Genomic DNA, 22,040 nt, shown 5'->3' with positions numbered 1-22,040 from the left:
ATCAACGACGGCCTTCGCGCTCGGCGCCGAACTCCTCGGCGAACACGGACTCGTACTGCTGCATGAAGTCGGCCGCGGCCTCCACGAAGGTGTGGCCGACCTCGCCGGTGTCCTGCCGGACCAGTTCCTCGATGTAGCGGTTGACGCTCATGCCGCGCGCCAGGGCGCGCTCGCGGGCCGCGCGGGCGGTGCCCTCGTCGACGCGGACGTTCAGCTGGGTCTTCGCCATGTCTCGAAGCTAGCGCCCAGGCGCTAGCAGTGGCAAGGGTCATTCCTGGGGTGGAGACCGGTTCGGACCCAGGGGGGATATCCGGTGTGCGCCGGATCACACTACGCTCGGGGGCCCTGAGAAGGACGTCGCGATGTCCAGGATCGAGGAGGCAGCCTTGTCCACTCCTGCTTCGGCACACGACCCGGCCGACGGGATCGCGGCAAGGGCCCGCGGTCTGACCAAGGCCTACGGCTCCGGCGAGACGACGGTGCTCGCCCTGGACGCGGTGGACGTGGACATCGCGCGCGGCCGCTTCACCGCGGTCATGGGCCCCTCGGGCTCCGGCAAGTCCACGCTCATGCACTGCCTCGCCGGGCTCGACAACGTCTCGGCCGGACAGGTCTGGCTCGGCGGCACCGAGATCACCGGTCTGAAGGAACGCGAGCTGACCCGGCTGCGCCGGGACCGGATCGGGTTCATGTTCCAGTCGTTCAACCTGATACCGACGCTGAACGCCGCCGAGAACATCACCCTGCCCATGGACATCGCGGGCAAGAAGCCCGACGAGAAGTGGCTGGACCAGGTCATCGACACGCTCGGTCTGCGGGACCGGCTCAAGCACCGGCCCGCCCAGCTCTCCGGCGGCCAGCAGCAGCGCGTCGCCTGCGCCCGCGCCCTCGCCTCCCGCCCCGAGCTGATCTTCGCCGACGAGCCCACCGGCAACCTGGACTCGCGGGCCGGTCTGGAAGTGCTCGGCTTCCTGCGCGACGCCGTGGACCAGCTCGGGCAGACCGTCGTGATGGTCACCCATGACCCGGGCGCCGCCGCCCACTCCGACCTGGTGCTCTTCCTCGGCGACGGACGCATCGTCGACGAGATGGCCCGCCCCACGTCGGAGGCCGTACTGGAACGCATGAAGCGGTTCGACGTGATCCGGGGGGCCGCCGACTCCTCCGAGGAGGACTGATCCGGTGCTCAAGGCGACCCTGCGCAGCTTCCTCGCCCACAAGGGGCGGCTGCTGCTCTCCGCGCTCGCGGTGGTCCTGTCCGTCGCCTTCGTCGCGGGCAGCCTGATCTTCTCGGACACCGTCGGCCGTACCTTCGACCGGCTCTTCGCCTCGACCGCGGCCGATGTCACGGTCAGCCCGAAGGAGAACCTGGACGAGGCGATCCCCTCCGGGTTCACGCCCACCCTGCCCGCCTCCCTGGTGGACCGGGCGGCCCGGGCCGAGGGCGCCGCGTCGGTGCGGCTCGAGGTGGACGTGGAGGGCATCACCGTCGCCGACGAGGACAACGAGTCCGTCGGGCCGACCACCGGCGCGCCCACCATAGGCACCAACTGGAGCCCGAGCGACCGCAGTCCGGTGGAGCTGACGTCGGGGCACGCGCCCGAGGGCCCGGGCCAGGTGCTGATCGACGCGGACACGGCCGACTCCCGGAAGGTCGGCATCGGTGACACGCTCACGGTGATCGCCGCGCCGGGCTCGTTCAAGGTCGAGGTCGTCGGCATCGCCACCTTCACCACCACCAACCCCGGCGCCGCGCTGGTCTTCTTCGACACGCCGACCGCGCAGACCAGGCTGCTCGGCGACGCGGACGCCGCCACCAGCATCTCCGTCGAGGCCGCGGAGGGCGTCAGCGACCCGCAGCTCAAGGAGCGGGTGGCCGCGGCGCTCGGCGCCGGACGCTACGACATCCGCACGGCCGACGAGCAGGCCGAGTCGGACGTCGAACAGCTCGGCGGATTCCTCGACGTCATCAAGTACGTGATGCTCGGCTTCGCCGGGGTCGCCGTGCTGGTCGGGGTGTTCCTGATCGTCAACACCTTCTCGATGCTGATCGCCCAGCGCACCCGCGAACTGGGTCTGCTGCGCGCGCTCGGCGCGGACCGGCGCCAGGTGCGGCGCTCGGTGCTCGCCGAGGCGTTCCTGCTCGGCCTCGTCGGCGCCACGGTGGGGCTGGCCACCGGGATCGGGCTGGCCGTCGGGCTGATCGAGCTGATGGGCCTGCTCGGCATGAACATCCGCTCCGCGGACATGGTCATCGGCTGGGCCACCCCGGTCTCGGCGTACGTCGTCGGCCTCGGGGTCACCTTCGTCGCCGCCTACCTCCCGGCCCGGCGCGCGGCGACCGTCTCCCCGATGGCGGCCCTGGCGGACGCCGAGATCGCCGGGGTGGGCCGGCCGCTGCGGATGCGCGCGGTGCTGGGCACGGTCGTCGGGGCACTGGGAGTGGCGGCTCTCGTGGGCTGCGCCGCCGCCTCCACGACCTCCTCGTCCGCCTCCCTGCTCGGCCTCGGGGTGCTGCTGACCCTCATCGCCACGGTGATCGCGGGGCCACTGCTGGTCCGGCCCGTGATCCGGGTACTGGGCGGGGCGTTCCCGGCGCTGTTCGGTCCCGTCGGCCGGATGAGCCAGCGCAACGCCCTGCGCAATCCACGCCGTACCGGCGCCACCGCGGCGGCCCTGATGGTGGGGCTGGCGCTGGTCGGCGGGATGTCGGTGGCGAGCGCCTCGATGACCAAGTCGTTCGACGAACAAATCGACAAGACGCTGGGCGCCGACTTCGTCGTGCAGAACGCCAACTTCGTGCCCTTCCCCCGGGAGGTCACCGAGAAGGTGCGCGACACCGAGGGCGTCGGCCTGGTGGTCCGCTCCCAGCTCGCGCCCGTCGCGGTACGGCTGCCCGACGGAGACCGGGTCGAGACGACCGCCGCGGGCTACGAGCCGCAGCTCGACGAGGTCGCCAACATCACCTACGCGCAGGGCGACACGGCCGCCGCGCTGGCCGAGGGCCGCATGGCCATGGACCGGGATTTCGCGCGGGACCACGGGGTGCGCGTCGGCAGCACCGTCCCGCTTCAGTTCCAGGGCGGGCGCACCGCCGAGCTGACGGTGGCCGCGCTGACCGACCAGGACTCCGCCGACGGCTTCGGCACCCGGGGCGGCATGTACTTCGGTCTGGGCACCCTGGAGCGGTACGCACCGGGCGGCCAGGAGTCCGCGGTGTACGTCAACGCCGCGTCCGGCACCAGTGCCGACGACCTGCGCGCGAATCTGGAACGGACGCTCGACGCCTATCCCCAGGTGCAGGTCAGGGACCTGGCCGACTACAAGGAGCTGGTCCGTGACCAGATCGCGGTCCTGCTGTACCTGGTCTACGCGCTGCTCGGCCTCGCGATCGTCATCGCGGTGCTGGGTGTGGTCAACACCCTCGCGCTGTCGGTCGTGGAGCGGACCCGGGAGATCGGCCTGCTGCGGGCCATCGGCCTGTCCCGGGTCCAGTTGCGCCGGATGATCCGGCTGGAGTCGGTGGTGATCGCGGTGTTTGGGGCGGTGCTGGGACTCGCGCTCGGCCTGGTCTGGGGGGTGTGCACCCAGCAGGTGCTGGCCCTGCAGGGCATGACCGCGCTGGCGATTCCGTGGGGCACGATCGTCGCGGTGGTGATCGGCTCGGCGGTGGTGGGCATCGTGGCGGCCCTGCTGCCCGCGCTGCGCGCCTCGCGGATGAACGTGCTGACGGCCATCGCGCACGAGTGAGCGTCCGGACTGCGGAACGGCGGACTCCCGGGCAAGGCCTCGTGATGTGATCCGTGCATGACTGATCTACGGATACGGGCCGCCGGCCCCGGCGATCTCGACGCCGTGCTGGCCTTCTGGAAGGTCTCCGCCGAGGGCACCAGCATCAGCGACGACCGCGACGGCGTGGAGCGGCTGGTCGACCGCGATCCCGAGGCGCTGATCCTGGCCGAGTGCGGCGACGCACTGGTCGGCACGGTGATCGCGGGCTTCGACGGCTGGCGCTGCCATCTGTACCGGCTCGCGGTCCACCCGGACCATCGCCGCCAGGGCATCGGCACGGCCCTGCTCGCCGCCGCCGAGGACCGCTTCGTACGGCTCGGCGGCCGCCGCGGGGACGCCATGGTGCTGCAGCGCAACGAGCGGGCGCAGCATGCCTGGCGCGCGGCCGGGTACGCGCCCGAGGAGCAGTGGCGGCGGTGGGTCAAACCCCTCACCGACTGACGTCTTTGCTGCTCCTTTACCCTTGGAGGGCATTTGCGGTCCTCCGACGAAAGGTGTGTGAGCGTCCGCCCATGGGCGAGCCTCCCAGTACGCGACATCGCGCGATCCCAGCCACCCTGTCCGATCATGGGACGGAGGTGACCCGATGACCGAAGTGCTTCTGCTGCTGGTGGCGATCCTGCTCTCGCTGGCCTGCGGCGCCTTCGTCGCCGCCGAGTTCTCGCTCACCACCGTCGAGCGCGGCGAGCTCGAAGCGGCCGTGGAACGCGGCGAGCGGGGCGCCTCCGGGGCCTTGAAGGCCGTACGGAATCTGACGTTCCAGTTGTCCGGGGCGCAGCTCGGCATCACCGTCACCAACCTGGTGGTCGGCATGCTCGCCGAGCCGTCCATCGCCCGGCTGCTCGCGGGGCCGCTGGAAGCGCTCGGCGCCTCGCCCTCGACGGCGAGTTCGATCGCCCTGGTGATCGGCACCGCGCTGTCCACAGTGGTCCTGATGGTCGTCGGCGAGCTGGTCCCGAAGAACTGGGCCATCTCCTCGCCGCTGGCCGTGGCCAAGCGCGTGGGCAATGCGCAGCGCTGGTTCAGCGCCGCCTTCCGCCCGTTCATCACCCATCTGAACAACACCGCCAACCGGATCGTCCGCCGCTTCGGCGTGGAGCCCGCCGAGGAGCTCGCCTCCGCGCGCGGCCCCCAGGAGCTGGCGGCGCTCGCCCGGCACTCCGCGAAGGAGGGCGCCCTGGAGGCGGACACCGCCGAGCTCTTCGTGCGGACCCTGAACCTCGCGGACCTGACCGCCGAGAACGTGATGACCCCGCGCGTGCAGGTCATCGCCCTGGAGGCGTCGGCGACCTGCGAGGACGTCGCGAACGCCACCCGCGCGACCGGCCTGTCCCGGTTCCCCGTCTACCGCGGCAGCCTCGACTCGGTGGTGGGCACCGCGCACATCAAGGACGTGCTGGCCGTGCCCGCCGACCTGCGGCCCCGGGTACGGGTCGCCGAGCTGATGCGCGAGCCGCTGCTCGTGCCGGAGACGCTCACCGTCGACCGGCTGCTGGACCGGCTCTCGGGCAAGCGCACCATGGCCGTCGTCATCGACGAGTACGGCGGTACGGCGGGCGTGGCCACGCTGGAGGACATCGTCGAGGAGGTCGTCGGCGAGGTGCGCGACGAGCACGACCCGCACGAGACCCCCGACCTCGCCCCCGCCGGCAGCGACGACGCCGGCCGCGCCCTGTTCTCGGCCGACGGCTCCGCCCGCGTCGACCAGCTCGCACGCGTGGGCCTGCGGGCCCCCGAGGGGCCGTACGAGACGCTGGCCGGGCTCGTGGCGAACGAACTGGGCCGGATCCCCGAGCCCGGGGACCGCGTCCAGGTCGCCGGCTGGCAGCTGGACGTGACGGACGCCTCGGGGCACCGGGCGGCGCGGGTGCTGATGCGCGCCCCGCTGGACGAGGCCCTGCAGGGCGCGGACAAGGAGGAGACGCTGTGACCGCGATCCAGTTGCTGATCGGTCTGGCGACCCTCGTCGTCAACGCCTTCTTCGTCGGCGCCGAGTTCGCGCTGATCTCGGTGCGCCGCAGCCAGATCGAGCCGTACGCCGAACAGGGCGACCGGCGCGCCAAGAGCGTGCTGTGGGGTCTGGAGCACGTGTCCGCGCTGATGGCCGCGGCCCAGCTCGGCATCACCCTGTGCACCCTGATCCTCGGTGTGGTAGCCGAACCGGCCATCGAGCACCTGCTGGAGCCGGTGTTCCACGCGGTGGGCGTGCCGGCCGGCGCGGGACACGCGGTGTCCTTCGTGATCGCGCTGACCCTGGCAACGTATCTGCACATGCTGCTCGGCGAGATGGTCCCCAAGAACATCGCGCTGGCCGAGCCGGTGCGCAGCGCGCTGCTCCTCGGGCCGCCGCTGGTGACCCTGTCCCGGGGGCTGCGCCCGGTGATCTTCACCATCAACGCCTTCGCCAACGCCCTGCTGAAGCTGTTGCGCGTGGAGACCAAGGACGAGGTCACCGCGACCTTCTCGGACGCCGAGCTGGCCCGTCTGGTGCGGGACTCGGGCGAGGCGGGTCTGATCGACGAGCGCGCCCGGGAGCGGCTGCACGACGCCCTGGAGCTGGGCCGCCGGCCCGTGCGGGACGTCGTCCTGCCGCTGGAACGCGTCGTCTACGCGCGCGTGGGGGTCACACCGGAGCAGCTGGAGGGCCTGTCGGCCGATTCCGGGTTCTCCCGCTTCCCGGTGGTCGACGAGGGCCGCCGCATCGTCGGCTACCTCCATGTGAAGGACGCGCTGGACGCCTCGCCGCGGGACCTGCCGTTCCGGGTGCCGGACATGCGGCCCATCGCGCGCGTGCGGGAGAGCACCCCGCTCGACGACGTGCTCACCGCGATGCGCGGCAGCCGTACCCACCTGGCGGCGGTGCTCGGGGACGACGGACGGCTGTCGGGCCTGGTGACCATGGAGGACGTGCTGCGGGAGCTGTTCGGCCAGCGGGCCTGATCCGGGATCCCGGGGCGACCGACCGACGGGTATGCGCCTCGGGATAGCATCTTCCCCGCCATGGAGACGAACCCCTCTCACACCAGCCTGGTCGCCCTCGGCGACTCCTTCACCGAAGGCATGTCGGACCTGCTCCCGGACGGTACCTACCGGGGCTGGGCCGATCTCCTCGCCGCACGGATGGCGACCCGGGCCCCCGGTTTCCGGTACGCCAACCTCGCGGTGCGGGGCAAGCTGATCGGCCAGATCGTCCAGGAGCAGGTCCATGTCGCGGCTGCCATGCAGGCCGACGTGGTGACGCTGGTCGGCGGCCTCAACGACACCCTGCGCCCCAAGTGCGACATGGGCCGGGTGCGCGCCCTGCTGGAGGAGGCCGTGGAGCTCCTCGCGCCGGCCTGCAAGCAGTTGGTGCTGATGCGCAGCCCCGGCCGCCAGGGCCCGGTGCTGCAGCGGTTCCGGCCGCGCATGGAGGAGCTCTTCGTCTGCATCGACGACCTCGCCGCACGGCACGGCGCACTCGTCGTCGACCTCTACGGCGCCCCCTCGCTCGCCGACCCGCGCCTGTGGGACGTGGACCGGCTGCATCTGACCTCCGAGGGCCACCGCCGGGTCGCGGAGGCGGTCTGGCAGACCCTCGGCTACGAGCCGGAGGACCCGGAGTGGCGCACCCCGCTGCCCGCCTCGCTGCCGCCGGGCTGGGCCAGCCGACGGGTCGCGGACGCCCGGTTCGCCCGGCAGCACCTGCTGCCGTGGATCGGCCGCCGCCTCACCGGACGCTCCTCGGGCGACGGCCTGCCGCCCAAGCGGCCGGACCTCCGGCCCTACGACCTGCGGTGACCTGCGTCTCGTAGGTTCCGCCGAAGGAGCCCGCGGCACCGGCCTGCACGAACCGCCAGTAGAATCCGGTCACGTGACTTCAGCGCCCGCCAAGCCCCGCATCCCGAACGTCCTCGCCGGACGCTACGCCTCCACCGAGCTCGCCACGCTCTGGTCCCCCGAGCAGAAGGTGAAGCTGGAGCGTCAGCTCTGGCTCGCCGTCCTGCGGGCCCAGCAGGACCTCGGGATCGAGGTTCCGGACCAGGCGCTCGCCGACTACGAGCGTGTCCTCGACACCGTCGACCTGGCCTCCATCGCCGAGCGCGAGAAGGTCACCCGGCACGACGTGAAGGCCCGGATCGAGGAGTTCAACGACCTCGCCGGGCACGAGCACGTGCACAAGGGCATGACGTCCCGCGATCTGACGGAGAACGTCGAGCAGCTGCAGATCCGGCTCTCGCTGGAACTGATGCGCGACCGCACGGTGGCGGTCCTCGCCCGCCTGGGCAGGCTCGCGGGCGAGTACGGCGAGCTGGTCATGGCCGGCCGCTCGCACAACGTGGCCGCGCAGGCCACCACCCTCGGCAAGCGCTTCGCGACCGCCGCCGACGAGCTGCTCGTCGCCTACGGCCGCGTCGAGGAACTGCTCGGCCGCTACCCGCTGCGCGGGATCAAGGGCCCGGTCGGCACCGCGCAGGACATGCTGGACCTGCTCGGCGGCGACGCCGCCAAGCTCGCCGAGCTGGAGCAGCGGATCGCCGGTCACCTCGGCTTCTCGCAGGCCTTCACCTCGGTCGGCCAGGTCTACCCGCGCTCGCTCGACTACGAGGTCGTCACCGCGCTGGTGCAGCTGGCGGCGGCGCCGTCCTCGCTGGCCAAGACGGTCCGGCTGATGGCCGGGCACGAGCTGGTGACCGAGGGCTTCAAGCCGGGCCAGGTCGGCTCCTCCGCGATGCCGCACAAGATGAACACGCGGTCCTGCGAGCGCGTCAACGGCCTCATGGTCATCCTGCGCGGCTACGCCTCGATGACCGGCGAGCTGACGGGCGACCAGTGGAACGAGGGCGACGTGTCCTGCTCGGTGGTGCGCCGGGTCGCGCTGCCGGACGCGTTCTTCGCGCTGGACGGTCTGCTGGAGACGTTCCTGACGGTCCTCGACGAGTTCGGCGCCTTCCCCGCCGTCGTCGCCCGCGAGCTGGACCGCTACCTGCCGTTCCTCGCCACCACCAAGGTGCTGATGGGCGCGGTGCGCGCGGGCGTCGGCCGTGAGGTCGCGCACGAGGCGATCAAGGAGAACGCGGTCGCCTCCGCGCTCGCCATGCGGGAGCAGGGCGCGGAGCGAAACGAGCTGCTCGACAAGCTGGCCGCGGACGAGCGCATCCCGCTGGACCGCGACCGGCTCGACGCGCTGATGGCCGACAAGCTGTCCTTCACGGGCGCCGCCGCCGACCAGGTGGCCACGGTCGTCGGCCGCATCGAGGAGATCGTGAAGCAGCGGCCGCAGGCGGCCGGTTACACCCCGGGAGCGATCCTCTGACGCGTTTCACCCCCGCGGAGCTGGAGGCCGCCCGCGACCGTCTGGTACCGGACGTGGTCGCGGCCGGCCTCCGCGTGCTGTTCTGCGGCATCAACCCCGGGCTGATGACGGCGGCCACCGGCCATCACTTCGCCCGTCCCGGCAACCGCTTCTGGCCGGCGCTGCACCTGTCCGGGTTCACGCCGAGGCTGCTGAAGCCGTCGGAGCAGGGGGAGTTGCCGTCCTACGGGCTCGGCATCACCAACGTCGTGGCGCGGGCGACGGCCCGTGCGGACGAGCTGAGCGCCGAGGAGTACCGGGAGGGCGGGCGGCTGCTGGTCGAGAAGGTCGGCAGGCTGCGGCCGGCGTGGCTGGCGGTGGTGGGGGTGACGGCCTACCGCGCGGCCTTCGACGACCGCAAGGCCCGGGTGGGGCCGCAGGAGCGGACGATCGGGGACACCCGGGTGTGGGTGCTGCCCAACCCGAGCGGGCTGAACGCGCACTGGACCGTGCAGACCATGGCGGAGGAATTCGCCAGGCTGCGGATCACGGCGGATCCGTCGTCGTGACCACCACGTGCACCTGGGGATCCTCGGCGTCCTGGTCGGCGACCGTCAGGACGACCCAGTGGCCGGCCACTTCCCAGGCCCGCAGTTCCGTCGCCAGGGCGCCGAGCATGCCCCACGGCTCGGGTATGCGCTCACCGCGCGCGGCGCGCTCGACGAGCGTGGTGGTGCCCCACCTCGACGGTTCTCCCCACCGCTCGGTCAACCGCTCGGACAGGGCCGCCTCGTAGGCGTAGCAATCCTCCGCGTTCCGCCAGGGGGGCAGCCCTAAGACGGCCCGGCGGTAGCCCTCCGCGTCCGGCTCCGTGTCCGGCTCCGCGGGAACGACCCCGGTGCGGAGCCCGTCGATCAGGGCGAGGTCCTTCGCGATGTCCATGTGATCCAGTAAACCGGCCACCACTGACAATTGGCGCGGCGTCAGCCGACGGGCGGTCAGGCGTCCCGCCGTCGCACGCTCCAGGCCCCGGCGACCAGGGCGGCAGCCGTCCACAGCGCGGTCACCGCGAGCCCCGACCACGGGCCGAGCGTCCCGTCGTACGTCTCGTACAGGGCGACCTGGCCCGCCTTGTCGGGCAGGAACTCGGTGGCTCCGCCGGCCGCGTCACCGAGGACGAAGGAGACGACGAGCACGAACGGGATCAGCAGGGACAGCGTGGCCACGCCACTGCGCAGCAGGGCCGTGAGTCCGGCCGCGAACAGGGCCATGAGCGTGAGGTAGAGCGCGGATCCCAGGACACCGCGGACCTGTTCGCCCGCGCTGAGGCCGCTCGCCGCGTCGCCGAGCCCGGCGCGGCCCGCGGCGAGCGCGGCCAGGGTCGTGACCAGCCCTACGGTCAGGGCGAGCACGGCGATCGCCGTCGCCTTGGCCACGAACCACCGCCCGCGCCGCGGGACCGCGGACAGCGACAGCCGCAACGCGCCCGCCTGGTACTCGGCCGAGACGGCCAGCGCGCCGAAGGTGATCGCCGCGATCTGACCGGGCAGCACTCCGGACAGCGCCGTGAACAGCGGGTCGAGGTCCGGCTCCGGGGTCTCCGCTCCGGCGAGCGCCGAGAACGCCGTCGTCGCGGCGAACAGGGCCACCAGGGTGCCGTACAGGGAGCGCAGGGTGCGGATCTTCAGCCACTCGGCGTGGAGGGCGGGGGCGAACGTCGTCATGGGCGGGCCTCCTGAGGGGGTGCGGCGAACTCGGTCTCGGTGGCCGTGAGATCGAGGTAGGCCTGCTCCAAGGTGGCCTCCTCGGCGGCGAGTTCGAGGAGGGGGACGCCCGCCTCGGAGACGACACGGCCGATGTCGTCCACGCGCGCGTGCTGCACGGTCCAGTGCCCGTCCTCGTGCTGTACGACGTCATGACCGGCCCGGGAGAGGGCGGCCCGCAGCACGGTCGCGTCCGTCGTGCGGATCCGGACCCCGGGCCGCACGCGCGCGTGGATGAACTCCCGCATCGGGGTGTCGGCCAGCAGGCGGCCCCGGCCCAGGACCACGAGGTGGTCGGCGAAGGAGGCGGTCTCGTTCATCAGGTGGCTGGAGACCAGGACGGTACGCCCCTCCGCGGCCAGCCTGCGCAGCAACGCACGGATCCAGATGATGCCTTCGGGGTCCAGGCCGTTGGACGGCTCGTCGAGCATGATCACCCCGGGGTCGCCGAGCAGCGCGGCGGCGATGCCGAGGCGCTGGCGCATCCCCAGGGAGTACGTCTTCACCCGACGCCGGGCGGCCGGTGCGAGGCCCGTCTCCTCCAGCACCGACTCGACCCGGGCCCGCGGGATGCGGTTGGCCGCAGCGAGGACGCGCAGGTGGTCCCGGGCGGTACGCGAGCCGTGCGCGGCCTGCGCGTCGAGCAGGGCGCCGACCCGGCGCAGGGGCTCGTGCAGGTCGGGGTAGCGACGGCCGCCGACGGTGGCGGTGCCGGAGGTCGGCCGGTCGAGGCCGAGGACGAGCCTGAGGGTGGTGGACTTCCCGGCGCCGTTCGGGCCGAGGAAGCCGGTGACACGGCCGGGGAGCACGCTGAAGGTGAGGTGGTCCACGGCTCTGCGGGTGCCGTACTCCTTGGTGAGGGCTTGGACTTCGATGCTGGTCATGGCAGCAGCGTGGCGTGCCGGCGGGTGGCGGGGCCTCCCCCGCGCGTGGAGATCGTCTCCCCCGTGCGGGGGAGGCTCGTTGTCGGTGGCGGCTGGCACGATGACGCGATGGCCCGCTTCCTGCGCCCGTTGCTCCGGGGGACGACGTACACCCGCCTGCTGCACCTGTGGGTGCCGATGCTGATCGTCAGCGTGTGGATGTTCATCGACCCGTCGACTCCCTGGGTGCCCGCGCTGGTGCTGCTGCCGGTCGGGCTGATCCCGGCCGTCCGCAGGGGCGAGGGCGTGCAGGCGCGGCTGCTGCTGATGCCGGCCGACGAGGAGTCGGTCATCTCCGTCGAGGCGGCGGCCGGTTGGCGGGACCGGCTGCGCACCGTGCTGTGGCTCCAGGTGCGCATGGCGCTGGGTGCCGTGGCGATGTTCGCCACCGTCTGGCTGCCCGTCCTCTCCGTGGAGCTGGTGCAGGTCGCGGTCGGCGCGAACCCCGGCGACACCCCGGTGCTGCGGGACGCACGACCGCACTGGGCGTACGCCCTCCTCGCGCCGGTCCCCCTCGTCCTGCTGTACGGCGTCGTGACCGGGCTGGGCGAGCTGGTGACCCGGGCCGCACGCCGGCTGCTCGGCCCGTCCGCCGCCGAGCGGCTCGCCGCCCTGGAGGAGCGCACCGAGCAACTGCTGGAGCGCAACCGCATCGCCCGGGAACTGCACGACTCGATCGGCCACGCGCTGACCGTCGCCGTCGTCCAGGCCGGAGCGGCGCGCGCGGCCGGCGACCCGACGTTCACCGACCGGGCCCTGGACGCCATCGAGGAGACCGGCCGGGCCGCGCTCGAGGATCTGGAGCGCGTGCTGGGCATCCTGCGGGAGTCCGAACGCCCCGTGAGCGGCCGGCCGACCATGGTGGACGCCGGCCGGCTGCTGGAGTCGGCCCGCGCGTCCGGGGCGAAGGTCGACGCCGAGATCACCGGCCCGCTGGACACGGTGCCCGGGCCGGTCTCGCGGGAGGGTTACCGCATCCTCCAGGAGTCGCTGACCAACGTGCTGCGCCACGCGGGAGCGGCCCCCGCCGGGGTGCGCGTCGACGTCACCGACCGCGCGCTCGTCCTGGAGGTCCGCAATCCGCTGTCGGCCGGGACACCCGGCCCGGGCCGGGGCAGCGGGCTGCGGGGCATACGTGAGCGGGCCGCCCTGCTCGGCGGGCGGGCCCGGACCGGCCCGGCCGGGGATGACTGGCAGGTGCACGTCGAGCTGCCGCTGCGCTGATCTACGCTGGCCGGATGCCGGTCACCGTTCTCCTCGTCGACGACGAACCCCTCGTACGCGCGGGCCTGCGGGCCGTGCTGGACGCGCAGCCGGACATCGAGGTCGTCGGGGAGGCTGCGGACGGTGCGGCGGTGATCCCGCTGGTCCGGAGCCTGCGGCCGGACGTCGTCGCCATGGACGTACGGATGCCGCTGATGGACGGCATCGAGGCCACGCGCGCGGTGCTGCGGACGGTCGACGATCCGCCGAAGATCCTCGTGGTGACGACGTTCGAGAACGACGAGTACGTCTACGAGGCGCTGCGCGCCGGTGCCGACGGATTCCTGCTGAAGCGGGCCCGGCCCGCCGAGATCGTGCACGCGGTCCGGCTGGTGGCGGAGGGCGAGTCCCTGCTGTTCCCGGCGTCGGTGCGGCAGCTCGCCGCCGAGCACGGCGAGGACGGCGGCAACCCCGCCGCGCGCGCCGCGATGGAGCGGGCGCAGCTGACCGAGCGGGAGGCGGACGTCCTGCGGCTGATGGCGCGCGGGCTGTCCAACGCGGAGATCGCGCAGCGGCTGGTCGTCGGCACGGAGACGGTGAAGTCGCATGTGAGCGCGGTACTGGCGAAGCTGGGGGCCCGGGACCGGACGCAGGCGGTGATCGCGGCGTACGAGTCGGGGTTCGTGGCGCCGGGGTGACCCGGCGCCAGGGACGCCCCGGCCGGACCGGTCGGCGGGCCGCCGGTCGCCCGGCACTCGCCGGGGTCCGCCGGGCCGAGTACGATCCGGCCAACATCGCGCACGAGCTGGGAGGACGGACGGTGGGGCGGCTGACCGGCGGGGATCCCTCGCTGCTGCGAAGGATCAACTCCGCGGTGGTGCTGCACGCGCTGCGTGCCACGGACTGCGCGACGCTGACCGAGATCACCCGGGTGACCGGGCTGTCCCGGCCGACCGTCGAGGGCGTGGTCGAGGACCTCATCGGGACGGGCTACGTCGTGGAGAAGGCCGCCGACGAGAGCGTGGCGAGGCGGCAGGGGCGGCCGGCCCGGCGGTACCGGTTCCGGGCCGAGGCCGGGCATCTGCTGGGCCTGGACATCGGGCCGCACCGGGTAGCCGCGCTGCTGTCCGACCTCGACGGCCGGGTGCTCGGCTCGATCGCCAAGGACGTCGAGGAGCGGGCCACCGCCGACGAGCGGCTGGAGAAGCTGCGGACCGCGGTCGCCGAGCTGCTGCGCCGGGCCGGAGTGGCGCGCGGCTCGCTGCGGGCCGTGGGGGCCGCGACACCCGGGATCGTGGAGGCGGACGGCACGGTACGGCTGAGCACGGCCCTGCCGCAGTGGTCGGGGCTGCCGCTGGGCGAGCGGCTGAGCCGGTCCTTCAAGTGCCCGGTGCTGGTCGAGAACGACGCCAACGCCGCCGCCGTGGCCGAGCACTGGAAGGGCGCGGCGACCGAGTCCGACGACATCGTGTTCGTGCTGGCGGGGCTGAGTCCGGGCGCGGGTTCGCTGATCGGCGGCCGGTTGCACCGGGGGTTCGGCGGGGCGGCGGGCGAGATCGGCGCCCTGCACCTGCTGGGCCGGGAGGCGACGCCGGAGACCTTGCTGTCCACCACGGACGAGCCGCTGCACCCGCTCGACGAGCAGGCGGTCGCCAAGGTGTTCGCCAAGGCGCGCGAGGGCGACCAGCGTTCCCGCGCGGCCGTGGACCGGTTCAACCACCGGCTCGTGCACGACGTGGCCGCCCTGGTGCTGGCGCTCGACCCGGAACTGGTCGTCGTGGGCGGCTGGGCGGCCGGTCTGGACGGCGTACTGGAGCCGCTGCGCCGGGAATTGGCGCGCTACTGTCTGCGGCCGCCGAAGGTCACGCTGTCCCTGCTCGGTGAGGCGGCCGTCGCGACGGGGGCGCTGCGGCTGGCGCTCGACCACGTGGAGGAGCAGCTGTTCGCGGTCGAGGGGACGGTCACGGCCCGCCGCTGACCGTGCAACGCCTCGCGCCCCGGTGGAGTTCCGGGGCGCGAGGCGTGGTGCGGGCCGGGTCCGCTCAGGACGCCCGGCGTTCGGGGCCCTCGTGGATCTCCACACCGCCGGAGTCACCGAAGGTGAGCCGGCAGGTGTCCGCCCGGTAGGTGGCCACCGAGAGGGCCGCGGTGCGGCCCTCGGAGACATAGCGCGTGGTGACGACCAGGACGGGCGCCCCCGGGAGCCGGTCCAGCTGCTTGGCGTCGTCCGCGCGGGCCGAGCCGAGCTCGACGGCGCTCTCCCGGCCTTCCAGTTCCCGTCGCTGCAGTTCGCGCAGGACCGCACGCGCGCGTGCGGCTCCGGCGGGTGCGTCGATGGCGGTCAGGTCGGGCACCGAGGAGGCGGGCACCCACAGCAGCTCCGCGGCGACCGGCTGGCCGTGCGACACACGGGAGCGGCGCACCAGGTGCACCGCCTCCTCGGCTCCGGTCTCCAAGGCCGCGGCGACGGACGCGGGCGGCACCTCCGGGGTGCTGTCGACGGGCTGCCAGTCGTCTCCGGTCCCCCCGGGCCAGACGTGCTGCTCGGTGCCGACCGCGACCCCCACGCGCGGCGGCGCCACCGTCGTGCCGACCCCGCGGCGACGCTGCAGCCTGCCTTCCAGTTCGAGCTGTTCCAGAGCCTGTCGGAGCGTGGCGCGGGCCACGCCGAAGCGAGCGGCGAGATCGCGTTCGTTGGGCAGGATCTCGCCCACCGCGAACTCGGAGTCCAGCGCCTCGCTGAGCACGGTCTTGAGATGCCAGTACTTTGGTTCCGGCACCGGTTCCAGTTGCGTGGTCCCCACCCTGTCCTCCGCAATCGCCGTGGTCCGGCCGCGTTTCAGCGCCTTGTTTATTAAAGGTTGTTGCACTTATCTGCGACCATAGGGCGGCCCCCACCCTTGGTCAATACCAATCCTCGGTCCCTTGTGGGTGGTTCGTGGGGCATGCCGCAGAGCGTTCACGGGGCGTTCGCACAGGGCTGTTTTCATGACGCGACGGCAAAGCCCCGTCGGGTCAGTCGAGGTCCAGGAGGCGCAGCTTGTCGGGGTTGCGGATGACGTAGATCGACTGGATGCGGCCCTCCAGGACCTCCAACTGGAAGACGCTGTCGGGCCCGTGGTCGCCCAGGGCGAGCACGGCGAGGCCGCCGTTGACCTCCAGGAAGCGGAACGACACGTCGGGGACGCCCTTGCCCGCGGCGCCGACGAGGAAGCGGCCCACCTTGTCGGCGCTCTCCACGGCACGCAGGGGCGCCCGGGACTTGCCGCCGCTGTCGCCGACCAGGCGCACGTCCGGGGCAAGCAGGGACATGAGCCCTTCCAGGTCACCCTCGGAGGCGGCGGCGAGGAAGCGTTCGGTGAGGTCACGGCGTTCGGCGGGGTCGACGTCGTAGCGGGGCCGGCGCTCGTCGACGTGCCTGCGCGCCCGCCCGGCGAGCTGGCGGACCGCGGGCTCACCCCGGTCGAGCATCGAGGCGATGTCCGCGTAGGGGTAGCCGAAGGCCTCCCGGAGCACGAACACCGCCCGCTCCAGCGGCGACAGCGACTCCAGCACGACGAGAACGGCGAGGGAGACGGTGTCGGCGAGCACGGCCCGCTCGGCGGTGTCCGGAACGGTGTCGCCGAAATCGGTGACGTACGGCTCCGGCAGCCAGGGCCCCACGTACGCCTCGTTGCGTGCCTTGAGCCGGCGCAGCCGGTCGACGGCCAGGCGACTGGTGACCCGTACCAGGTAGCCGCGCGGGTCGCGCACCTCGGCGCGGCTCGCGCCCCTCCAGCGCAGCCAGGCCTCCTGGACCACGTCCTCGGCGTCGGCGACGCGTCCGAGCATGCGGTACGCGACGTCGAGGAGGACGGGGCGGTGCTCTTCGAAGACGTCGGTCACGGTGTCGGTGCTCACGCCACCATCCCAGCCGACGCGCCCCGCCGTGTCCAGGCGAGGCGTCGCAGACGCAAAGAACAGCGCTCGAATCAGGCCGCGTTCACCGCCGCCGTTCGGGTGCGCGCCCAGGGTCTACCCGTCGGTAGCAATTGCTGACAAGCTGTCTACGACGTTCGACGAGTCCCCTGCGAGGAGCACCCATGTCCACCACCGTCTCCTTCGCCCCGCGGGGCCCGCGGTCCGTGACCCTCTCCTACGCGCGCGTGGGCCGCGGCGAGCCGCTGCTCCTGCTGCACGGGATAGGTCACCATCGGCAGGCCTGGGACCCGGTGCTGGACATCCTCGCGACCGAGCGCGACGTGATCGCCGTCGACCTGCCCGGGTTCGGCGCGTCCCCCGCGCTGCCCGAAGGGCTGCCGCACGACCTGCCCACCATGACCGCCGCGCTGGGCGCCCTGTGCGAGGCGCTGGAGATCGAACGGCCCCATGTCGCGGGCAACTCGCTGGGCGGACTGCTCGCCCTGGAACTCGGCCGGGAAAAGCTCGTACGGTCCGTCACCGCCCTGTCCCCCGCCGGGTTCTGGACGCAGGCCGAGCGCCGCTACGCCTTCACCCTGTTGCTGTCGATGCGGCGGATCGCCCGCGGCATGCCGCTGCCGCTGGTCCGGCAGCTGTCCCGCACGGCGGCCGGCCGCACCGCGCTGACGAGCACCATCTACGCCCGGCCGCACCGCCGTTCACCCGAGGCCGTGGTCGCCGAGACGCTGGCCCTCGCGCACGCCACGGCCTTCACCGAGACCCTCCGGGCCGGGACCGCGGTCCGGTTCACCGATGACATCCCCGGCGTTCCGGTGACCGTGGCCTGGGGCAGCAAGGACCGGGTGCTGATCCGCCGCCAGGGGGTGCGCGCCAAGCGGATCATCCCCCGCGCGCGGCTGATCCGGCTGCCCGGCTGCGGACATGTCCCGATGAACGACGACCCCGCGCTCGTCGCGCGCGTGGTCCTCGACGGCAGCCGCTGAGACGGGGACTGAGACGGTTGCTGGGACGGCAGCCGCCGACCCACCTCTGGTGAACGCGCCCGACCCCAGGGCGACTCCGGCGCCGACCAGGGCGCTGCCCGCGGCCTGGGCGGCGCCGTAGGAGCCCGTGCCGACCAGCGGCGCGGTGCAGGCCGCGGCGACCGGGATGAGCCCGGAGAACAGCGTGGCGCGCTCCGCGCCGATCCGCTGCATGCCCATGTACCAGCAGACGAAGCCGATCACGGTGACGATCACCGCCTGCCACAGCAGCGCGGCCGTCTCGGTGGCGTCCGGCCGGCGCAGCCACCCGGTGCCGTCGACGATCAGCGCGGCCGGCGCGGACTCGACGGCGGCGACACCGCACACCGTTGCGGACAGCAGCCGCGGGCCCAGCGGGCGCAGGACGGGCACGGCGAGCACGGCGAACCCGACCTCGCCGACCAGGGCGCACACCGAGAAGGCGATGCCCGCTCCGTCCGTACGGCCCCAGCCCTGGACGGTGAGGGCGCCGACGGCGACAAGGGTGGCCCCGTACAGCACGACCCGCTGTGGCCGGCGGCCGTCCAGGAGCGGCACGAGGACGGCCACGACCACGGGGGCGCAGCCCACCAGGACGCCCGGGACAGCGGGTTCGGCGGTGCGTTCGGCGGCGATGACGGCCAGGTTGAAGCCGACCATGCCGACGGCCGCGAGCAGGGCCAGGCGCCCCCACTGGCGGGCGGTGAGCTTCCTGAGCCGGGCGGTGGCGCCCCGGCCGGCGAGCGGGACGAGCAGCAGGCAGGCCAAGGCGTAGCGCAGGAACTGGCCGCCGGCGTACGGGTAGTCGCCGAGGACGCTGTTGGCGGTGAAGGACCCTCCGACGAGGACACAGGCGAGCGCGGCGAGCAGTGACCCGCGCGTGGTCGTGTTCATGGGAGCGACGCTAGGAAGCGCGGCGGTCCGGTTTAAGGTCCACTTCCATGACGGCGTCACAGACCAATCCGGATGGACACGCGGGGACGGCCCCGGCGGACACGGGCTCGGCCGCGTGGGAACTGCTGCTGCCCGCCGCTGCGGCGCCGGCACGCGCGCGGGGGCGGGCGTTGCAGGCCGCGCTGCGGGAGGCGGTGCGCTCCGGGCAGCTCACGGCGGGAACGCGCCTGCCGTCGAGCCGGGACCTCGCCGCCGACCTGGGGGTGTCCCGGGGGCTGATCACCGAAGCGTACGAACAGCTCACCGCGGAGGGCTATCTGCGCAGTGGCCGGGGCGCCGGGACCTGGGTGGGCGGCGCCGTACGGTCGGCCCGGCCCCGCGCGCACGACCTGGCGCCGCGCACCCCGGGCGCCCGGGCCGACTTCGTGCCCGGCACCCCGGATCTGTCGCTGTTCCCGCGTGCCGCCTGGGCCGCGGCGCAGCGCGGCGTGCTGGCCGAGCTGCCGCACCAGGACCTCGGCTACCCCGACCCGCGCGGGCTGCCGCGGCTCCGAACGGCGCTGGCCGAACTGCTGGCCCGGCGCCGGGGCGTGGTCGCGGACCCGGAGCGGCTGGTGGTCGTCTCCGGGGTGGCGCAGGCGACGACGCTGCTCGGTTTCGCCCTGCACGGCCGCGGGATGCGCACGGTCGGCGTGGAGGACCCCGGCAGCCCGCAGCACAACGCGCTCTACGCCGCCGCGGGCGTCGCCGCCGTGCCGCTGCCCCTGGACGAGGAGGGCCTCGCCCTCGGCCCGCTGCGGGCCTCGGACGCCCGGTCCGTGGTGACCACCCCCGCGCACCAGTACCCGACGGGTATCGCGTACTCCGCGCGGCGCCGCGCCGAACTGCTGGACTGGGCACGGTCCGTGGACGGATTCGTCCTAGAGGACGACTATGACGGCGACTTCCGCTACGACCGGGCTCCGGTGGGCGCGCTCCAGGGACTGGACCCGGAGCGGGTGGCCTACGCGGGCTCGGTCAGCAAGTCCCTCGCGCCGGGACTGCGGCTCGGCTGGCTGCTCGTCCCGGAGGCGCTGGCCGACGAGGTCGTCGAGCGCAAGCGGACGATGGATCTCGGCCATCCCACGCTCGACCAGGCGCTGTTCGCCCGGTTCGTGGAGCGCGGCGACTACGACCGCCAGTTGCGCCGCTGCCAACGCGCCTACCGGGAGCGGCGCGACGCCCTGGTCGCCGCGCTGGAGGAGTACTTCCCGGGGTCCCGGGTGTCGGGCATCGCCGCCGGGCTCCATGTCATCGCCGTACTGCCGAAACGGTTCGGGCCCGAGGAGGACTTCCTGGCGCGCACGGCCGCGGCCGGTGTGGCGGTGCGCCTGCTCTCCCACTGCGCACACGCGCGTGGCGGCCACGACGACGTACGGCTGGTCCTGGGGTACGCGCATCTGTCACCGGCCCGGATCCGGGAGGGCGTGCGAGCCATGGCCGAGGCGGTGTGAACCGGCCGCCGGTCCCCTTGTCCCGGCGGTCAGTTGTTCACCCGTGGTTCGCTCGGGCGCTGCGGCGGCCCCGTAGGTGTGGCACTGCACACTGGCCGGATCCCGTCCTGGAGGCCCATCCATGTCACACCGTCCCGCCCCTGGCCGCCGCAGCGTTCTGCGCGGCTCGCTCGCCGCCACCGCGGCCCTGTCCCTGCCCACCGCGCTCGGTACGGCGCCCGCGTTCGCCTTGTCCGGGCGGCCCGAGGCGGGCTGGGGCGTGCAGACGGGCGACGTGACGACGGACTCGGGCCTGGTGTGGGTCCGCTCCGACCGGCCCGCCCGGATGATCGTCGAGACGTCCGCCACCGAGTCCTTCCGCAACCCGCGCCGTTGGCACGGTCCCCTGCTCGGCGCGGACACCGACTTCACCGGCACCACCCGGCTGCGCGGGCTGCCCTCGGGCGAGCAGATCCACTACCGCGTGCTGCTCGCCGACCCGGACGACCCGCGCCGCACCGGCGAGCCGGTGACCGGCACCTTCCGCACCGCCTCGACCCGGCGGCGCGACGGTGTCCGGTTCGTCTGGTCCGGCGACCTCGCGGGGCAAGGCTGGGGCATCAACCCCGACCTCGGCGGCTACCGCATCTACGACACGATGGCCGGCCTCGACCCGGACTTCTTCATCTGCAGCGGCGACAACATCTACGCCGACGGCCCGATCAGCCCGACCGTGACCCTGCCCGACGGCCGGACCTGGCGGAACATCACCACCGAGGAGAAGTCGAAGGTCGCCGAGACACTGGCGGAGTTCCGCGGCAACTTCCGCTACAACCTGCTCGACGAGAACCTGCGCGCCTTCAACGCCCAGGTCCCCTCCATCATCCAGTGGGACGACCACGAGGTCACCAACAACTGGTACCCGGGCGAGATCCTCGGCGACGCCCGCTACACCGAGAAGAGTGTCGACGTGCTCGCAGCCCGGGCCCGGCAGGCGTTCTCGGAGTACTACCCGATCTCCACGCTGCGCCGCCCCGACGGCCGCGTCTACCGCACCCAGCACCACGGCCCGCTGCTGGACGTGTTCGTGCTGGACATGCGCACCCACCGCAACGCCAACTCGCCGGACGACCAGAGCACCGACCCGGTGGGCATCCTCGGCCGGCAGCAGCTGGAGTGGCTCAAGCGCGAGCTGTCCCGCTCCCGGGCGGTGTGGAAGGTCATCGCCTCCGACATGCCGATCGGCCTGGTGGTCCCGGACACCGGCGACGGGAAGCCGAACATCGAGGCGGTCGCGCAGGGCGACCCGGGCGCCCCGCTCGGCCGGGAGCTGCAGATCGCCGAACTGCTGCGGTTCATCAAGCACCGGCGGATCACCGGCACGGTCTGGCTGACCGCCGACGTCCACTACACCTCGGCCCAGCACTACCAGCCCTCGCGGGCCGCGTTCACCGACTTCGCACCGTTCTGGGAGTTCGTCTCGGGCCCGCTGAACGCCGGCTCCTTCCCCGCCAACGCGCTCGACGGCACCTTCGGGCCGGAGCGGGTCTTCCTCAAGGCCCCGGCGGTCGCCAACGTCTCCCCCGCCGAGGGCTACCAGTTCTTCGGCGAGGTCGACATCGACGGTGACAGCGGCGAGCTGACGGTACGGCTGCGTGAGCAGGACGGCACCGTGCTGTTCACCAAGGTGCTCCAGCCGGGGCGGGTCGGCCAGTAGCCGACGTACCCTTCACCCGTGTCGCGCGCCGACGTCATCCCCCGGCGCGCGGCACGTCGAATCGGCCTCGCTGAGCGCGTAT

The 22,040-nt window shown here is 73.1% G+C and carries 20 protein-coding genes and 1 pseudogene; 14 read left to right on the top strand and 7 right to left on the bottom strand.

Annotated features, from left to right (window positions below):
- Position 1: 1 nt before the first annotated feature.
- Entirely contained in the window at positions 2-229 is a 228-nt protein-coding gene (locus M8H82_RS15170; RefSeq protein ID WP_250074095.1) for an antitoxin, read from the bottom strand.
- Between the two features lie 133 nt (positions 230-362).
- On the opposite strand from M8H82_RS15170, the gene M8H82_RS15165 reads away from it, so the two are divergent.
- From M8H82_RS15165 to mug, 8 genes are all read left to right on the top strand, one after another.
- On the top strand, positions 363-1,178 hold the full coding sequence (locus tag M8H82_RS15165) for an ABC transporter ATP-binding protein (protein ID WP_250074092.1): 816 nt from the start codon (positions 363-365) through the stop codon (positions 1,176-1,178).
- Between the two features lie 4 nt (positions 1,179-1,182).
- Positions 1,183-3,750 carry an ABC transporter permease gene (locus M8H82_RS15160; RefSeq protein ID WP_250074091.1) on the top strand — a complete coding sequence of 856 codons (2,568 nt, stop codon included), beginning with the start codon at positions 1,183-1,185 and terminating at the stop codon, positions 3,748-3,750.
- A gap of 57 nt (positions 3,751-3,807) precedes the next feature.
- Positions 3,808-4,233 (top strand): GNAT family N-acetyltransferase, encoded by a 426-nt coding sequence (locus M8H82_RS15155; protein WP_250074089.1) that lies wholly within the window; start codon positions 3,808-3,810, stop codon positions 4,231-4,233.
- 145 nt (positions 4,234-4,378) lie between these two features.
- Positions 4,379-5,722, top strand: coding sequence for a hemolysin family protein (locus tag M8H82_RS15150; RefSeq protein WP_250074087.1), 1,344 nt, complete (start codon positions 4,379-4,381; stop codon positions 5,720-5,722).
- A complete protein-coding gene (locus M8H82_RS15145; RefSeq protein ID WP_250074086.1) occupies positions 5,719-6,732 on the top strand; it encodes a hemolysin family protein in 1,014 nt (337 codons plus the stop codon). The genes M8H82_RS15150 and M8H82_RS15145 overlap by 4 nt, the downstream gene beginning before the upstream one ends.
- Before the next feature lie 60 nt (positions 6,733-6,792).
- Positions 6,793-7,569, top strand: a complete 777-nt coding sequence (locus M8H82_RS15140) for an SGNH/GDSL hydrolase family protein (RefSeq protein ID WP_250074084.1) — start codon at positions 6,793-6,795, stop codon at positions 7,567-7,569.
- A gap of 73 nt (positions 7,570-7,642) precedes the next feature.
- Entirely contained in the window at positions 7,643-9,085 is a 1,443-nt protein-coding gene (purB, locus tag M8H82_RS15135; RefSeq protein WP_250074081.1) for an adenylosuccinate lyase, read from the top strand.
- A complete protein-coding gene (gene mug, locus M8H82_RS15130) occupies positions 9,082-9,633 on the top strand; it encodes a G/U mismatch-specific DNA glycosylase (RefSeq protein WP_250074396.1) in 552 nt (183 codons plus the stop codon). Before purB ends, mug begins: the two co-directional genes overlap by 4 nt.
- On the opposite strand, the gene M8H82_RS15125 is transcribed toward mug, so the two are convergent.
- Genes M8H82_RS15125 through M8H82_RS15115 form a run of 3 tightly spaced genes read right to left on the bottom strand, consistent with a single transcriptional unit; the run spans position 9,611 to position 11,711 of the window.
- Positions 9,611-10,006, bottom strand: a complete 396-nt coding sequence (locus M8H82_RS15125) for a hypothetical protein (RefSeq protein WP_250074080.1) — start codon at positions 10,004-10,006, stop codon at positions 9,611-9,613. The genes mug and M8H82_RS15125 overlap by 23 nt on opposite strands.
- A 56-nt stretch (positions 10,007-10,062) precedes the next feature.
- Complete coding sequence (locus M8H82_RS15120) at positions 10,063-10,788, bottom strand: ABC transporter permease (protein WP_250074078.1); 726 nt, start codon at positions 10,786-10,788, stop codon at positions 10,063-10,065.
- A complete protein-coding gene (locus M8H82_RS15115; protein WP_250074076.1) occupies positions 10,785-11,711 on the bottom strand; it encodes an ABC transporter ATP-binding protein in 927 nt (308 codons plus the stop codon). Before M8H82_RS15115 ends, M8H82_RS15120 begins: the two co-directional genes overlap by 4 nt.
- A 108-nt stretch (positions 11,712-11,819) precedes the next feature.
- Here M8H82_RS15115 and M8H82_RS15110 point away from each other — a divergent pair, with 108 nt between their 5' ends.
- The 3 genes from M8H82_RS15110 (at position 11,820) to M8H82_RS15100 (ending at position 14,931) form a co-directional block, all read left to right on the top strand.
- The gene (locus M8H82_RS15110) at positions 11,820-12,974 is read left to right on the top strand and encodes a sensor histidine kinase (RefSeq protein ID WP_250074073.1); all 1,155 of its coding nucleotides are present in this window, start codon (positions 11,820-11,822) and stop codon (positions 12,972-12,974) included.
- Positions 12,975-12,988: 14 nt separating this feature from the next.
- Positions 12,989-13,651: a response regulator transcription factor gene (locus tag M8H82_RS15105; protein ID WP_250074071.1), complete on the top strand. Its 663-nt coding sequence runs from the start codon at positions 12,989-12,991 to the stop codon at positions 13,649-13,651.
- A gap of 122 nt (positions 13,652-13,773) precedes the next feature.
- Entirely contained in the window at positions 13,774-14,931 is a 1,158-nt protein-coding gene (locus M8H82_RS15100) for an ROK family transcriptional regulator (protein ID WP_250074394.1), read from the top strand.
- A 64-nt stretch (positions 14,932-14,995) separates the two neighbouring features.
- Here M8H82_RS15100 and M8H82_RS15095 read toward each other — a convergent pair whose 3' ends face one another.
- Together M8H82_RS15095 and M8H82_RS15090 are read right to left on the bottom strand one after the other, a co-directional pair.
- Positions 14,996-15,757: a GntR family transcriptional regulator gene (locus M8H82_RS15095; RefSeq protein ID WP_250074069.1), complete on the bottom strand. Its 762-nt coding sequence runs from the start codon at positions 15,755-15,757 to the stop codon at positions 14,996-14,998.
- Between the two features lie 211 nt (positions 15,758-15,968).
- Positions 15,969-16,853, bottom strand: a complete 885-nt coding sequence (locus M8H82_RS15090; protein ID WP_250074067.1) for an RNA polymerase sigma-70 factor — start codon at positions 16,851-16,853, stop codon at positions 15,969-15,971.
- A gap of 182 nt (positions 16,854-17,035) precedes the next feature.
- Here M8H82_RS15090 and M8H82_RS15085 point away from each other — a divergent pair, with 182 nt between their 5' ends.
- Positions 17,036-17,857, top strand: a complete 822-nt coding sequence (locus tag M8H82_RS15085; RefSeq protein ID WP_250074065.1) for an alpha/beta fold hydrolase — start codon at positions 17,036-17,038, stop codon at positions 17,855-17,857.
- A gap of 126 nt (positions 17,858-17,983) precedes the next feature.
- On the opposite strand, the pseudogene M8H82_RS15080 reads toward M8H82_RS15085, so the two are convergent.
- Positions 17,984-18,769 (bottom strand): annotated as a pseudogene (locus tag M8H82_RS15080) (DMT family transporter); the annotation flags it as partial.
- Positions 18,770-18,816: 47 nt separating this feature from the next.
- Between M8H82_RS15080 and M8H82_RS15075 the strand changes: the two are divergent.
- Both M8H82_RS15075 and M8H82_RS15070 read left to right on the top strand, forming a co-directional pair.
- Positions 18,817-20,262: a PLP-dependent aminotransferase family protein gene (locus M8H82_RS15075; RefSeq protein WP_250074063.1), complete on the top strand. Its 1,446-nt coding sequence runs from the start codon at positions 18,817-18,819 to the stop codon at positions 20,260-20,262.
- Positions 20,263-20,383: 121 nt separating this feature from the next.
- Positions 20,384-21,958 carry an alkaline phosphatase gene (locus M8H82_RS15070; protein WP_250074061.1) on the top strand — a complete coding sequence of 525 codons (1,575 nt, stop codon included), beginning with the start codon at positions 20,384-20,386 and terminating at the stop codon, positions 21,956-21,958.
- Positions 21,959-22,040 lie beyond the last annotated feature (82 nt).

Origin of the sequence: Streptomyces sp. YS415 (assembly GCF_023544665.1) — a bacterium.
GTDB lineage: Bacteria > Actinomycetota > Actinomycetes > Streptomycetales > Streptomycetaceae > Streptomyces.
The sequence above is the reverse complement of the archived record's forward strand: the minus strand, read 5'-3'. Positions and strand labels throughout refer to the sequence as shown.

What these genes read in the sequence shown, in the direction of transcription:
- M8H82_RS15170 (WP_250074095.1), bottom strand. Translation starts at nt 229, where the DNA reads ATGGCGAAGACCCAGCTGAACGTCCGCGTCGACGAGGGCACCGCCCGC.
- M8H82_RS15165 (WP_250074092.1), top strand. Translation starts at nt 363, where the DNA reads ATGTCCAGGATCGAGGAGGCAGCCTTGTCCACTCCTGCTTCGGCACAC.
- M8H82_RS15155 (WP_250074089.1), top strand. Translation starts at nt 3,808, where the DNA reads ATGACTGATCTACGGATACGGGCCGCCGGCCCCGGCGATCTCGACGCC.
- M8H82_RS15150 (WP_250074087.1), top strand. Translation starts at nt 4,379, where the DNA reads ATGACCGAAGTGCTTCTGCTGCTGGTGGCGATCCTGCTCTCGCTGGCC.
- M8H82_RS15140 (WP_250074084.1), top strand. Translation starts at nt 6,793, where the DNA reads ATGGAGACGAACCCCTCTCACACCAGCCTGGTCGCCCTCGGCGACTCC.
- M8H82_RS15125 (WP_250074080.1), bottom strand. Translation starts at nt 10,006, where the DNA reads ATGGACATCGCGAAGGACCTCGCCCTGATCGACGGGCTCCGCACCGGG.
- M8H82_RS15120 (WP_250074078.1), bottom strand. Translation starts at nt 10,788, where the DNA reads ATGACGACGTTCGCCCCCGCCCTCCACGCCGAGTGGCTGAAGATCCGC.
- M8H82_RS15115 (WP_250074076.1), bottom strand. Translation starts at nt 11,711, where the DNA reads ATGACCAGCATCGAAGTCCAAGCCCTCACCAAGGAGTACGGCACCCGC.
- M8H82_RS15110 (WP_250074073.1), top strand. Translation starts at nt 11,820, where the DNA reads ATGGCCCGCTTCCTGCGCCCGTTGCTCCGGGGGACGACGTACACCCGC.
- M8H82_RS15105 (WP_250074071.1), top strand. Translation starts at nt 12,989, where the DNA reads ATGCCGGTCACCGTTCTCCTCGTCGACGACGAACCCCTCGTACGCGCG.
- M8H82_RS15085 (WP_250074065.1), top strand. Translation starts at nt 17,036, where the DNA reads ATGTCCACCACCGTCTCCTTCGCCCCGCGGGGCCCGCGGTCCGTGACC.
- M8H82_RS15075 (WP_250074063.1), top strand. Translation starts at nt 18,817, where the DNA reads ATGACGGCGTCACAGACCAATCCGGATGGACACGCGGGGACGGCCCCG.
- M8H82_RS15070 (WP_250074061.1), top strand. Translation starts at nt 20,384, where the DNA reads ATGTCACACCGTCCCGCCCCTGGCCGCCGCAGCGTTCTGCGCGGCTCG.